The following is a 14,102-nucleotide window of genomic DNA, read 5'->3' as shown; positions in this document are numbered from 1 at the left end:
AAGGGCAGCTCGAAGGCTGCGCAGCGCAGGTGGTCGAGCAGGATCAGCGGCTGGTCGGGCGCGATGCGCGCGTGTTCGGGATTGGCGGCTTCGAAGAAACCGGGATGCCTTACCAGGTACTGGTCCAGCGGGTCCGAGGACGCCACCAGCACGCCCAGCGAAGGCTGCTGGCGCCGGCCCGCGCGGCCCACGCGCTGCCAGGTGGCCGCCACCGAACCGGGGTAGCCGTTGAGCACCACGACGTCGAGCGCGCCGATGTCCACGCCCAGCTCAAGCGCCGAGGTGCTGACGATGCCATCGACGTTGCCGGCGCGCATCGCGCGTTCGGCCTCGCGGCGTTCATTGGGCAAATACCCGCCGCGGTAGGCGCGGATGCGCGGCGGCTTGCGCGGGTCGTGGTCGAAGACATCCTTCAGGTATTTGGTAAGCACCTCGACCATCGTGCGCGACTGCGCGAACACCAGGGTCTTCAGGCCGGCCCGTATCGCCAGGCGGGCGATGCGGTTGGACTGCGAACGCGCCGAGGCGCGCAGGCCCAGGTCGGGATTCACCACCGGCGGATTCCACAGCAGCAGGTGTTTTTCGCCGGTCGGCGCGCCCGATTCGGTGATGGCCTCGATGGGCGCTTCCACCAGCGCTTCGGCATGCTGCTGCGGATTGCCAATCGTCGCCGAGCACAGGATGAACTGCGGGTTGGCGCCGTAGAACGCGCACACGCGCTTGAGCCGCCGCACCACGTTGGCCAGGTGCGAGCCGAACACGCCGCGGTAGGTGTGCACTTCGTCGATCACCACGTAGCGCAGGTTTTCGAAAAACTGCGCCCACTTGGTGTGATGCGGCAGGATGGCCTGGTGCAGCATGTCGGGGTTGGACACCACCAGGTCGGCGTGCAGGCGGATGGCCTGGCGGGCGTCGCCGGGCGTGTCGCCGTCGAAAGTGTGGCAGCGCAGGCCCAGGTCGCCGGCGCGGTTGAGTTCCAGCAGGTCGGCCACCTGGTCCTGCGACAGCGCCTTGGTCGGGAACAGGAACAGCGCCTTGGCCTGCTGCTGCATCGCCGCCGCGACCACCGGCAGCGTGTAACACAGGCTTTTGCCCGAGGCCGTGGGCGTAACCACCACGAAGTTCCTGCCGGCGCGGGCCGCGTCCCAGGCCTGGGCCTGGTGGCTGTAGAGCTGGCCGATGCCGCGCGCGCGCAGCGCCGAGGCCAGCGCCGGCGGCAGGTCGCCGGGCAGCGGCGCGTAGCGGCCTTCGCGCGCGGGCTGGATGAAGTGGCCGGTGACCCGGTCGGCGTACTTGGCCTGCAGCCGGCTGGCCAGCTGCCGCGGGTCGCGCACGCGTGGCGCCAGCGGCGAGTCTTCCGGTTCCCGGGCCGCTTCACCGGGGGCAAGGGCAAGGTCGCGGGCGTCGTGGCGGGCGAGGGCGTTGGCGGGCATGGGGGCTTGGATGCGGCGAGGGGCGTTCATTAGCCGCCCCGGCCGTCTCATTACGTGAGACAGGACACCGGGGTAGGCTTGACCCACGTCAACGCCACCGCGCCCCGCCGGCGTAGGGTGGCTGCACCCCCCTGCCTTCTTACGAGGAGCCTGGCCATGATCCGCGACCTGTTTGTTTTCCTGCAGGGCACGCCCGCCGACGCTGCAGCGCTTGATGCCGCCATCGCCCTGGCCCAGGCCCATGACGCCCACGTCGCGGCCCTGGCCGTGGCGCATGCGCCGGTGCCTTTCGCCAGCGAGTGGGGCGTTACCGCCGTCGGCCTGGACCAGGCCGGTTTCGAAGCCCTGCGCAAGGCGGCCGAGGACGCCGCTGCCGGCGCCCGCAAGAGGCTCGAAGCCGCCGGCGTCGCCCATGAAGTACGCGTGGCCGATTCACCCCTGGCCTGGCCCGAGGAAGTGGCCGCGCTGCACGCCCGCCACGCCGACCTGTGCGTGTTCGGCGGGCCGGCGCCCGACGCGCCCGGCTCGCGTTTCGGCACCAGCTTCGACGCCCTGCTGATGCATTCGGGCCGGCCGGTGCTGCTGGTGCCCGACGGCGTCAAACTGATGGTGCCGCCGCGGCGCGTGGTGATCGCCTGGCAGCCTCGCCGCGAGGCCAGCCGCGCCGTGCACGACGCCTTGCCCTGGCTGCCGCGCGATGCCCGCGTGGATGTGCTGGTGGTCAACCCGCAGTCAACGGCCCTGGGTTATGGCGAAGCGCCGGGTTCGGACATCGCCCGCCACCTGGCGCGGCATGGCTGCCAGGCCAAGGTGGTGGAAGTCGAACGCGGCAGCCACAGCACCGGCCAGGCCATCCTTGAACACGCCCGGGAGAGTATTGCCGACCTGGTGGTGATGGGCGGCTTCAGCCACTCGCGCTGGCGCGAACAGGTCTTTGGCGGCGTTACCCGCACGGTGCTCGAAGGCACGCGCACGCCGGTGCTGTTCTCGCACTGAAGCGCGGCTTCAGCTCGACGCCACCCGGTTGCGGCCGCTGGCCTTGGCAGCGTACAGCTGCCGGTCGGCCGCGCGCACCAGCGACGCGGCGTCAACGTCCGGGTCGTAGCTTTTGGCCAGGCCGGCGCTGACGGTCACCACGCCCAGGGGACTGGCCGGGTGTTCGATGGCCGTCGCCGCGATGTCCTCGAGGATGCGCCGCAGGATGCGTTCGGCGTGCGGCACCGCGATCGAGGTGAACACCAGCGCGAATTCCTCGCCGCCGTAGCGGTAGCAGCGCACGTCGCGGCGGATCTGCCCGGCCAGCACGTCGGCGACCTTGCGCAGCGCCTGGTCGCCCGCTTCGTGGCCCAGGGTGTCGTTGTAGGGTTTGAAGTAGTCCACGTCGAGCATGCCAAGCGCCAGGCCCGCCATTGGTTCGGGATGCGACAGCAGTTTGGCCAGGTCGTCGTCGAAGGCGCGGCGGTTGGGCAGGGCGGTCAGGCTGTCGGTGCGGGTCAGCTGTTCAAGCCGGCGGTTGGCGGCGGCCAGTTCGCGGGTGCGGTCTTCGACGGTGCCTTCGAGTTCGAACTGGCGCTGTTCGACCTGGCTGGCGAGGTCGCGGAAGCTGCGCGACAGGCTGCCGATCTCGTTTTCTTCGGCCAGTGGCAGGTCGGCGACCGCGGCCTCGGTCTGTTCGCCGCGCGCAATGCGGTCGGCGGCGTCGCGCAGTCGCCGCACCGGTTGGCTGACACGCCGGCCCAGCACCGTGCCCACCACCACCAGCAGGATCAGCTGCAGCGCCAGGCCCAGCGCCAGCAGGATCGCCGCGCCGCGGTGCGCGGCACCGGCCACCTGTTCGGCCGGGTAGATCGTGGCCAGTTGCCAGTCCGGGCCTTTCACGCGGGTGAACACGACGTAGGCACCGCTGTGCTCGTCCTTCATCACGTGGGCCGAGTGGCCTTGCTGGAAGTGTTCCGCGGCCAGTCGGTGGATGCGCGCGGGAAAGGGGTCGTCCAGCGCATCGACATGCAGGATGCCCCGCTCCTGGTCGCCGACGGACAGGGTTTCCGGGCCGGCGATCAGGTCGCCGCCAGGACTGAGCAGCAGGGTTTGCGCGCCGACCAGGCGGCTGCGGCGCAGGCGCGCCAGGATGTCGTCGAGCAGGATGTCGTGGCTGGGATTCACCAGGTGCCGGCCGCCATCGTCGACCGGCAGCTGTACGGTCACGGTCCATTGCCGGGCGGTCTTGTCGAAGTAAAGGCCCGACCAGACCGCTTCGCGGCCGGGGTTGGCCTCGGGGCGGGTTCCCGCGATGACCGCGCCTTCGGTCACATCCAGGTCCGGCGCGGCCTGCAGTCCCCAGGGGACGCCCGGCCAATAGATCACCAGGCCGTTGTCCGGCAGCGAGGCGTGCAGGTTGGCGAAGGGCTCGCGCCAGGCCGGGCCGAACTCGGCCACCAGGTCGGTGGTGATCACGGCGCGCCGGCGCAGGTCCTCGTCCGGCGGCGTCGGGCGGCGACCGAGGAAACCGGTGGTGTGGATCGCGTAGCGGCCGTCCTCGTGGCGCCGGCCGCGGAAATAGGACGGGTCGAGCCGGACGGCGCCGTCTTCGCCGACGCGGTACATCGCGTCGAACCGGGCACCGTAATCAACAGCCTGGTCCTTGTAGCGACGCAGGAACTCCGCGCGGAACAGCTCCAGGTGCGCGAGCGCGTCGCTGAACGACTGTTCCTCCTGAAGGCCCTGCAGTTCCGCGTGGCGGCGCAGCTGGTCCAGGGCGCGGTCGCGCGAGAGCTGCCAGGCATAGGCATAACCCAGGCCGGTGGCACACACCACCGCCAGGGTCGACCACAGGGCTACGCGCCCCAGGACCTGTTGGGCCAGCAGGCGCATGGGCTCAGCCGCAGCGTACCGTCAGCACCTTGTTGTCCTTGTCCACGTCCAGGTTCACCCGGTCTTCCCGGTAATCCATGGTGACCATCATGCCGGGCTTGATCACCCGCACGCGGTCCGAGCCGGTGTCGGCCTTGACCCTGGCGACCAGGGCTTCGTCGGCGACGTTGCCCACGGCCCACTGGCCGGCTTTGGCGTCACAGGTCATGGCGGCGTCCTCGTTTGTAGCGGGCTCGGTGGTGCCGGGCTCGTCCATGGCGGGCGGCGGCGGCGGGGCGGCAAACGCATCGGCGCTGTCCTCCGCCGCAGGTGGCTCCTGGGACGGGGTGGCGCAGGCCGAAAGGGCGAACAAGCCAGCCAGGGCCAGCGACAGGGGTCGGATCAGGCGCATTCGGTCTCTCCGCAGGGGGGATGGGGCGAGCGTAGCGCAGGGCGGGGCGGGCGTGGGCCAGCGGGCCCGCGCCAGGCTGAATGGGGGCATTGGTGCAACGATACGTGCCAGTGGGCGGGCTTTGTTTCACCGGTGTTGTCACCCATGCTGGAGCCATCCCAACGGAGTACCCGCCATGAAGCCCACCCTCACTGCCCCGACCGCCCTTGCCGGCCTGTCCCTTCGCAACCACATCGTTATGGCGCCGATGACCCGTTCGCGCGCCCCCGGCAACGTACCCAACGCCCTGATGGCCACCTATTACGGCCAGCGCGCCAGCGCCGGCCTGGTGATCACCGAAGGCACCTCGCCGTCCCCCAACGGCCTGGGCTATTCGCGCATCCCCGGCCTGTTCAACGCCGAACAGGCCCGCGGCTGGGCCACCGTGGCCAAGGCCGTGCACGGCGGCGGCGGCCGCATTTCCATCCAGCTGATGCACAGCGGCCGCATCGGCCACCCCGCCAACCTGCCCGAGGGCGCCGAACTGCTGGGTCCCTCGGCCATTGCCGCCGCCGGCCAGATCTGGACCGACACCCAGGGCATGCAGGACCACCCGGTGCCGCGCGAAATGAGCGAAGCCGACATCGCCGCCACCCGCGACGAGTACGTGCGCGCGGCGCTGCTGGCGCGCGAAGCCGGCATCGATTTCGTCGAAGTGCACGCCGCCAACGGCTACCTGCCGGGCCAGTTCCTCAACCCCAGGTCCAACCAGCGCAGCGACGCCTACGGCGGCAGCGGCGAAAACCGCCGTCGTTTCCTGCTGGAACTGGTTGATGCGGTGGTTGCCGCGATCGGCGCCGGCCACGTCGGCGTGCGCGTCTCGCCCTTCAACGCCTTCAACGACCTGGCCGCCAACTTCGACGGCGAGCGCGAGGAGTACCTGGCCCTGGTCGACGCCCTGGCCGAACGTGGCCTGGCCTACCTGAGCCTGATCGCCACCCCCGGCGCCGTGCCCGACGAGGTGGTGGATGAAACCCGCCGCCGCTTCCCCGGCGCGCTGATCCTGGCCGGCGACTACGACGCCAGCCGCGCGGAAACCGACCTGGCCGCGGGCCGCGCCGACCTGATCGCCTTCGGCCGCCCCTTCATCGCCAACCCGGATCTGCCGGCGCGACTGGCCGCGAAGGCGCCGCTGGCCGAGATGCAGGCCGACAAGCTGTACACGCCGGGTCCCGAAGGCTATTCCGACTACCCGGCGCTGTCGGAATCCGCGGCCGCCTGAGCCCGGGCAGGACTTCCGGCGGTGTCCACGTTCATGCGGGCCGTGTGAGAATCGCGGCCCTCATGAATACCCTCCTGCGAAGGCTGCCCTGGCTGCTGCTCGCCAGCCTCTTGCTGGCGGGCTGTAGTGGCGCGGACACGCGCCCGGACCTGGCGCGCCTTTACGAAGAAGACACCCGCAACCAGGCCCAGCCGCCGGTCATCCTGATCCACGGCCTGATGGGCTCGACCCTTGTCGAGCGCGACACCGGCAAGGAGTACTGGCCGGGCGGCCTGGGCACGCTGGCCTTCAGCGACTACCGCGAGCTGGCGCGCGTGCGCGACGTTGAACAGCGCGGCGGCGGCCTGGTGCCCGGCGACCTGTTCTACGGCATCGCCCGCACCGATTATTACGAGGCGCTGCTCACCGCGCTCGAGGACGTGGGCCGTTTCCGTCGCGCCGAACCCGGGCAGCCGGTGCGCGGCGCAAACGACCGCCGGCGCTACTACGTGCTGCTGTACGACTGGCGCAAGGAAAACATCCACGCCGTGCGCCAGCTGCACGAGCTGATCGAACAGATCCGCCGCGACTACGGCGACCCCGACCTGCCGGTGGACGTGCTGGCGCACAGCAACGGCGGCCTGATCGCCAGCTACTACCTGCGCTACGGTCCGCAGGACATCCTCGACCGCAACGAATTCACCCCCTGGGACGAGGGCGCGCACCGCATCCGCCGCATGGTGCTGCTGGGCACGCCCAACCTCGGTTCGGTGATCAGCCTCGAGCGCCTGCAGAAGGGCGTGAAGATCGCCTTCCGGACCGTGCCGGTGGAAGTACTGGCGACCTTCGCCACGCCCTTCGAAACCCTGCCGCACCCGGACGCCAAGGTCATCTACGGTCCCGCGGGCGAGCTGTTGGACCTGAACATCTACAGCGTCGACACCTGGCGCCGGCACCGCTGGGGCGTTTTTTCGCCCGAGGTCGAAGCCCGCGTGCTGGCCGCCGCGCACGGCCCGGAAACCGGCGCCCTGCAGCTGGCCGCGCTGCATGCCACCTTCGCGCGCCACCTCGAGCGCGCCCGCAAGCTGCACATGGCCCTGGCCGAGCCGATCCAGAGCAACGGCGTGGAAGTCGCGCTGTTCGGCGGCGACTGCACCCTGACCCCGGGCCGGGCCGTCCTGGACCACAAGGACGGCATCCAGAGCCTGGTGGTGCGGCCCGAGGACGTGCAGGCCAAGGTCGACGGCGTGGACTACGAACGCCTGCTGATGCAGCCCGGCGACGGCCTGGTCACCCGCGACTCGCAGCTGGGTCGCGGCCGCGTCGAAGGCATGGGCGCGGCCTACGACAGCTTCCCCTTCGCCCAGACCTTCTTCCTGTGCGAACGCCACGACCAGCTGTCGGTCAACCCCTACTTCCAGAACAACCTGCTGCACTTCCTGCTGTCGCGTTGACGCACGCGCCACCCCGGGCCGGCATAGAATGGCCCCATGAAGGACCTGCGCGCCCTGCTTATCGACTGCCGCATCGAGCTGCGAAAGCTCGCCCGCGACTTCCAGAAGAGCGAGCTTTGCGAACGCCTGGACCTGGCGATCCAGCAGGCCTCCAATGCCAGCCTGCCGCGTGCGCCTGAAGTGGCCACGCAGGCCACCGATGCGCCGCCGTCGGAAAAAACCCAGACCGTCAGCCAGGTCGCCCTGGCCTGGCAGACCGCGGCGCGCGACCTCAAGTTTTCCGACCCGGCCATCCACGCCCGCATGGGCGAAAAGGTGATGCGCCTGCTGGGCGCCAAGACCCTGTCCGACCCGGCCAACGAAATCATCCAGCTCGAAAGCATGGTCAAGGCCGCCGAAGCGCGCATTGCCCAGCTTGAAAAAGCCCAGAAGGCCCTGGAAGTCGAGCGAGACGCCCTGCTCGGCGCCCTGGCCGACGCCGCCCCCGGGCTCAAGGACGGTGGCGACCGGCTTGCCGTGGCCCTGGCCCGCGTGGCCTGGCTCAAGACCGAAGCCGGCAAGGTCGCCAGTGGCCAGGCGCCCGCCAAACGCGCGCCCGAACCCCAGGACACCGTGCCCACGCCCGACCTGCTGCAGGCCGCGGCGGCCGGCGCCGCCAGCTTCAGCAAGGAACAGCGCGAGTGGTGCGTGGGCGAGGCCATGGTGGTCACCGGCTTCCAGTTCACCCCGGTCGAGCTGATCGAAAAAGGCGACGCCGCCATGGCCCGCCTGATCCTCGACGCCCGCAAGGGCGGCTGACGTCGCCATCACCTAAAACCCCCGGGTTTGCGGCAGACTGCCGCCATGGGTCGTCTTGCGTGTGCCTGCCTGCTGCTTGCCCTGGCTTTCCTTGCGCTGGGAGCGTCGGCGGCCGGCGCCCGCGAGGTCCGGGTGGGCGTCTACGACAATCCCCCGAAGCTGCTGCTGGGCAAGGACGGCCAGGCCAGCGGCATCCTCGGCGACCTGCTGGCGCAGATCGCGCGCGAAGAAGGCTGGACCCTTCGCGCCGTGGCCTGCGAATGGGAAACCTGCCTGGCGATGCTGGAGGCCGGCGACCTGGACCTGCTTCCGGACGTGGCCCGCACCGACGAACGCGCGCGCCGCTTCGCGATGCACGAGGTGCCGGCCCTGCGCAGCTGGAGCCAGGTGTACACGCGGCCCGGCCTGCGGCTCGATTCGGTGCTTGAACTCGACGGCCAGCGCGTGGCCGTGCTCGCCGGGTCCGTGCAGCAAGCCTACCTGGGCGAAGCGGCCCACGATTTCGGGCTGGACGTGGAATGGCTGGTGGTCGATTCGATGGACGCCGCGCTGGCCGCCACGGCCGCCGGCAAAGCCGACGCCATGGCCACCAATCACTTCTTCGGCGCGCAGTTCGCCAGTGAACGCGGCCTGGGCGAAACGCCGATCCTGTTCGAGCCCTCCCGGCTTTATTACGCCAGCCGCCGGGGCGCGAACGCCGACCTGCTGCGGGCCATCGACGCGCACCTGGAACGCTGGCAGGGCCGCGCCGATTCCCCGTACTTCACCACGCTGCGCCAGTGGGGCGCGCCTGCCTCCGAACCCGGCCTGCCCCGCTACGTTTACTGGGTGTTCGCCGGTGCCGGCGGCCTGATCCTGCTGGCCCTGGCCGGCATCTGGCTGCTGCGACGCGAGGTGGGCATCAAGACGCGGTCGCTGCGGGCAAGCCAGGAGCAGCTGGCGACCATCCTCGACAGCGTCGATGCGCACATCTACATCAAGGACGCCCGGCTGCGCTATCGCTACGTCAACCGCAAGGTCGCGCAGCTGTTCGGCATGAAGCCCGAGGATGTCATCGGCCGTGGCGACGAAGACTTCTTCGACCAGGCCACGGTCGAGGAGCTGCGCAGGAACGACCTCAAGGTGGTGCGCGACGGCCAGCGCCTGGCACTGGAGGAAGTCAACCGTGCACGCGGGGATGGTGGCGTCGAACACGCCTACCTGTCGGTGAAGATCCCGCTGCTGGGCCCCGACGGCAGGGTCGACGCCCTGTGCGGCATATCCACCGAGATCACCGACCAGCACGTCATGCGCCAGGAAATCGAACGCCTGGCCCTGTACGACCCGCTGACCCAGCTGCCCAATCGCAAACATTTCCTCGAGTGTCTGCGCGAAGCGATCGCCGCAAGCCGCCGGGATGGTTCGGCGGGCGCGCTGGTGGTGCTCAACCTCGACCGCTTCAAGGAACTCAACGATACCCGCGGCCACCAGGCCGGCGACGAGTGGCTGCGGCAGGTGACGATGCGCCTGCGGCCGCTGCTGCACGAAGGCCAGTCATTGGCCCGCCTGGGTGCCGACGAATTCGGCCTGCTGATCGAGGGCCTGCCGCCGTCACCTGCCGGCGCGCACAAGCAGGCGACCGCGCTGGCCCAGCGCGCGCTTGAAGCCATCAGCGTGCCCGGCGACGTGGCCGGGCAGCGTTACCACGGCACCGCCAGCCTGGGCGCCACGCTTTTCGGGAGCGCCGGCGCCAGTGCCGACGAAGTACTGCGCCACGCCGACCTGGCACTGTCCGAAGCCAAGGCGGCCGGCGGCAACCGCGTGCGTCACTTCATGACGCAGATGCAGGAAGCGGCGGCGGCGCGCGCTTCGCTCGAGGCCGACCTTCGCGTGGGCCTGGAACGCGGTGAGTTCCTGCTGCACTACCAGCCGCAGGTGGACGGCGACGGCAAGCTGCTGGGCCTGGAAGCCCTGGTGCGCTGGCAGCATCCGCGGCGCGGGCTGGTGCCACCGGGCAGCTTCATCCCACTGGCTGAGGCGTCCGGACTGATCGTGCCGCTGGGTGACTGGGTCATGCGCCAGGCCATCGAAGAACTCAAGCGGCTGGCAATCCGGCCGCAGACGGCCGGCCTGCGCATCGCGGTCAATGTCAGCGCCCGGCAGCTGCACCAGCCCGATTTTGTCGACGGGGTGCTGGCGGCCCTTGCCGGCTCGGGCCTGCCGCCCGGCCGGCTGGAGCTGGAGCTGACCGAAACCGAACTGGTGGCCGACATCGAACAGGCGATCGCGCGCCTCAAGGCGCTGCGCGCCGGCGGCGTGCGCATCGCACTGGACGATTTCGGCACCGGCTATTCGGCGCTCAACTACGTCAAGCGCCTGCCGTTGGACATGCTGAAGATCGACACCAGCTTCGTGCGCGACCTGCTGGTGGATCCCAACGACATGGCCATCGTGCGCACCATCATCTCCCTGGGCCAGAGCCTGGGCCTGGAAGTACTGGCCGAAGGCGTCGAGGACCCGGCCCAGCGCGACGTGCTGCACGAGATCGGCTGCCGGCAGTTCCAGGGTTACCACTTCAGCAAGCCCAGGCCGATCGCCGACCTGGACGATTGGCTGGCCTGACCGCTGCGCTTCAGGCGCCGGCTTCGAAGGACTTGTCGCCCAGCAGCACGCGGCCGTCGTGGTCGCGGACCACCAGCTCGACCTCGATGCCCTGGCGCACGCTTTGGGTGACCACGCAGAACTCCTCGAACTGGGCCAGGATGCGTTCGAGGTGCTTGAGCTCGCCCGGGCCCTCGGCCAGGGTGAGTTCGGCCACGGCCTTGGGAATGCGCCAGCGGCCCTGGTCGTTGCGGGCCATTTCGCCGGTGATCGTGGCCGTGATCGGCCCCGGCTGGTTGCCGAACTTGCTCAGCGCGAAGGTGAGGCTGGCGGCCAGGCAGTTGGCGATGGCGGCCATCAGCAGGCGCGAGGGGTTGGGCCCCTTGCCTTCGCCCAGCGGCGCCGGCTCGTCGGTGGCCAGGTCGGCGATGCCCTCGCCGAATTCCACGGTGAAGGCATAGCCGGACTGCTGGCGAAGGAACACCTGTACGGTCTTGGTTTCCATGACGGGCTCCAGTGGGCGGAAAGCCAAGCATACGGCCGCTGGCCGGTGTCCGGCCGGCGGTGCGCTGAACGGAAATCCCAATGCCGGCACATCGAAATGCAAATCCCGCGCACGGTTCGTGGTCAGGGCCGCTACTGTCATCTTGTTAAGCACTTGTAAACATCACCGTTCCGGCCTTCCGGCCTTGAGTAGTGGAGTAAGACAAGATGCAATCCCGTACGCTTTCCGCGTCCATCCAGCGCGCGCTGCTGGCAATGGCGGCGGTTTCGGCCGGCGCCCTGGCCACGACCAGCGCCTTCGCGCAGGAGTCGGAAGACGCCGCCGCCACCCTCGACACCATTGAAGTCACCGGTTCGCGCCTCAAGCGCGCCGACATCGAGGGCGCCGTGCCCGTGGTCGTCATCGACCGTGCCGATATCGACGCCTCCGGCGACGTGTCCGTGGCCGACGTGCTGCGCGACTCGACCTTCGCCTCGTTCGGCAACTTCAAGCCGCAGTCGGGCTCTTCGGCCCAGTCGCTGGCCACCATCGACCTGCGCGGCGTCGGCTCCGGCCGCACGCTGGTGCTGATCGACGGCCGCCGCGCCCCGACCAACCCGATGTCGGCGTCCTCGGGCTCCGACCTCAACGCCATCCCGCTGGCCGCGGTCGAGCGCATCGAGATCCTGTCCGACGGCGCGTCCGCCGTGTACGGTTCCGATGCGATCGGCGGCGTGGTCAACGTCATCCTGCGCAAGGACTTCAACGGCGCCGAAATCCGCTACGGCGTCGGTTCCACCGAAGTCACCGGCGGCGACCTGCAGGACATGTCGGTGGTGTTCGGCTCCTCGTCCGACCGCACCCGCGTGATCGGCGGCGCGGCGTCCTCCAAGCGCGGCATGGTCTTCACCCGCGACCAGATCGGCGGCCAGACCCCGGGCGTCTCGCTTTACGGCAACAACTACTACAACTGGGACACCCAGGCGATCGATCCGGTCCCGGGCTTCAGCTGCGACCAGGGCGCCTTCTACTTCCTCGGCAGCGGCCTGTGCTCGTTCAACTTCAACTCGGTGGCCGCCAACGACGCCAAGGTCGACAACACCTCGGTGTTCATCCGCGCCGACCACCAGATCAATGACAACTGGACGGTCTACGGCGCCGCCACCATGACCAAGGTCGAAACCTTCGGTCGCTACGCGCCGGTCCCGGGCGTGGTGGTCGTCGACGACGGCACCCAGAGCGACATCAACGGCGGCGTCGCCTGCGGCCCCGGCGGCTGTGCCCCCGGCACCACCGACGGCAACCCGACGTACTACTTCCACCGCTTCGCCGCCGCGGGCAACCGCGACAACTGGACCGACACCACCAACGCCGACTACCTGGTCGGTTTCCAGGGCCAGCTGACCGACACCATCGGCCTGGACTTCGGCCTGCGCCGCACCGACTACAAGTACGTTGAACTGGGCCGCGGCTACATCGTCGCCAGCCTGGCCAACGAAGCGGCCAACAATGGTTCCTACGACCTGGCCAACCCGTACGCGGCCGATCCGGACGTGCTCTCGGGCATGCAGGCCACCATCAGCCGTGACTCGCGCTGGACCACCGACGAGATCTATGCGCTGCTGAGCTTCGACCTGTTCGAAATGGGCGGCGGCACCTCCAACGGCGTCTTCGGCGTCGAGTACCGCGAAGACACCCTGGTCGACCAGTACGACTCGCTGTCCGAAGCCGGCCTGGTGCTGGGTTCCTCGGGCAACTCGTCGGCCGGTTCGCGCGACGCCAAGGCGGCGTACTTCGAATTGCTGCTGCCGTTCTCGAGCTCCTTCGACGTCACCCTGGCCGGCCGCTTCGACTCCTACAGCGACTACGGCAATGACTTCTCGCCCAAGATCGCGATGCGCTGGCAGCCGCTGGAAAACCTGACCCTGCGTGGTTCCTACGGCCAGGGCTTCCGCGCCCCGGGCCTGGACATCCTGACCCAGAAGACCACCTTCTCGGCCGAGCCGGTCAACGACGCCCAGTCCTGTATTGCCCTCGGCCAGCCGGCCAACTGCCAGCTGCAGGTGGACACCTTCTTCCAGGCCAATCCGGAGCTGGAGTCGGAGCAGTCCACGCAGTTCAGCGTCGGCGCCGTGTGGGATCCGCTCGAGTGGCTGGACTTCTCGGTGGACTACTACGCGATCGAGGTCGAGAACACGATCAACCAGATCACCCCGCAGGCGATCATCAACTCCGACCTGGATCCGGCCACCTACGGTCCGATCCCGCCGGGCATGAGCATCACCCGCCGGGCCAATGGTGCGATCGACCAGATCGTGGCCGGCTATGCCAACCAGGGCACGCTGGACACCGACGGCATCGATTTCCGGATGAACACCAACTTCGATCTCGGCAAGTACGGCCAGCTGCGCAACCAGCTGACGATCTCGTACATCAACAGCTACGACATCGACGACGGCCTGGGCAACATCACCGAGTTCCTGGACATCAATGGCTACCCGGATCGCCGCGGTTCCTTGAACAACACCTGGACCTTCGGTGACTTCACCGCCGGCTGGAACATCAACTACATCGGCGAAAACGGCCCGGTGGGCGGTTACGCCACCAACGACGTGCAGCTGAGCTGGCAGGCGCCGTGGAACGGCCAGATCACCGTCGGCGCCACCAACGTGGGTGACCGTTACCCCGAACTGGTGGCCTTCGACGGCCGTCCGTGGAACTTCTACCTGTACGACGCCTACGGTCGCACGACCTACCTGCGTTACACGCAGACGTTCTGAGTAGTCCCCGGTCCGCGGCGCCACCCCGAAGGCGCCGCGGCACGGAAGACAAGGCCCGCGACGAAAGTCGC

General features: G+C 69.3%; 10 protein-coding genes. 6 read left to right on the top strand and 4 right to left on the bottom strand.

The genetic code is table 11. From position 1 onward, the window contains the following. On the bottom strand, window positions 1-1,433 hold a 1,433-nt coding region (locus AACZ35_RS07075; protein WP_339827600.1), incomplete at its 3' end, for a DEAD/DEAH box helicase. Window positions 1,434-1,589: 156 nt separating this feature from the next. On the opposite strand from AACZ35_RS07075, the gene AACZ35_RS07070 reads away from it, so the two are divergent. After that, window positions 1,590-2,429 (top strand): universal stress protein, encoded by an 840-nt coding sequence (locus tag AACZ35_RS07070; RefSeq protein WP_339827597.1) that lies wholly within the window; start codon window positions 1,590-1,592, stop codon window positions 2,427-2,429. A 9-nt stretch (window positions 2,430-2,438) separates the two neighbouring features. Here AACZ35_RS07070 and AACZ35_RS07065 read toward each other — a convergent pair whose 3' ends face one another. Both AACZ35_RS07065 and AACZ35_RS07060 read right to left on the bottom strand, forming a co-directional pair. Then, window positions 2,439-4,304 carry a diguanylate cyclase gene (locus tag AACZ35_RS07065; protein WP_339827594.1) on the bottom strand — a complete coding sequence of 622 codons (1,866 nt, stop codon included), beginning with the start codon at window positions 4,302-4,304 and terminating at the stop codon, window positions 2,439-2,441. A gap of 4 nt (window positions 4,305-4,308) precedes the next feature. After that, window positions 4,309-4,695, bottom strand: coding sequence for an I78 family peptidase inhibitor (locus tag AACZ35_RS07060; protein WP_339827591.1), 387 nt, complete (start codon window positions 4,693-4,695; stop codon window positions 4,309-4,311). Between the two features lie 175 nt (window positions 4,696-4,870). On the opposite strand from AACZ35_RS07060, the gene AACZ35_RS07055 reads away from it, so the two are divergent. The 4 genes from AACZ35_RS07055 to AACZ35_RS07040 all read left to right on the top strand — a co-directional run bounded on the left by AACZ35_RS07055 (window position 4,871) and on the right by AACZ35_RS07040 (window position 10,788). Then, window positions 4,871-5,956 (top strand): alkene reductase, encoded by a 1,086-nt coding sequence (locus AACZ35_RS07055; protein WP_339827588.1) that lies wholly within the window; start codon window positions 4,871-4,873, stop codon window positions 5,954-5,956. 62 nt (window positions 5,957-6,018) lie between these two features. Then, window positions 6,019-7,389 (top strand): hypothetical protein, encoded by a 1,371-nt coding sequence (locus AACZ35_RS07050; protein ID WP_339827585.1) that lies wholly within the window; start codon window positions 6,019-6,021, stop codon window positions 7,387-7,389. 36 nt (window positions 7,390-7,425) lie between these two features. Continuing rightward, window positions 7,426-8,187 (top strand): hypothetical protein, encoded by a 762-nt coding sequence (locus AACZ35_RS07045; protein ID WP_339827583.1) that lies wholly within the window; start codon window positions 7,426-7,428, stop codon window positions 8,185-8,187. Window positions 8,188-8,232: 45 nt separating this feature from the next. After that, entirely contained in the window at window positions 8,233-10,788 is a 2,556-nt protein-coding gene (locus AACZ35_RS07040) for an EAL domain-containing protein (protein WP_339827581.1), read from the top strand. 10 nt (window positions 10,789-10,798) lie between these two features. Here the strand turns inward: AACZ35_RS07040 and AACZ35_RS07035 are convergent, their stop codons facing one another. Then, window positions 10,799-11,272, bottom strand: coding sequence for an OsmC family protein (locus tag AACZ35_RS07035; protein ID WP_339827579.1), 474 nt, complete (start codon window positions 11,270-11,272; stop codon window positions 10,799-10,801). Window positions 11,273-11,478: 206 nt separating this feature from the next. Here AACZ35_RS07035 and AACZ35_RS07030 point away from each other — a divergent pair, with 206 nt between their 5' ends. Then, on the top strand, window positions 11,479-14,031 hold the full coding sequence (locus AACZ35_RS07030) for a TonB-dependent receptor (RefSeq protein ID WP_339827577.1): 2,553 nt from the start codon (window positions 11,479-11,481) through the stop codon (window positions 14,029-14,031). Window positions 14,032-14,102: the final 71 nt, after the last annotated feature.

This window comes from uncultured Arenimonas sp. (genome assembly GCF_963976025.1).
In the GTDB taxonomy this organism is placed as follows: Bacteria; Pseudomonadota; Gammaproteobacteria; order Xanthomonadales; family Xanthomonadaceae; genus Arenimonas.
This window is presented reverse-complemented; position numbering and strand designations above follow the sequence as displayed.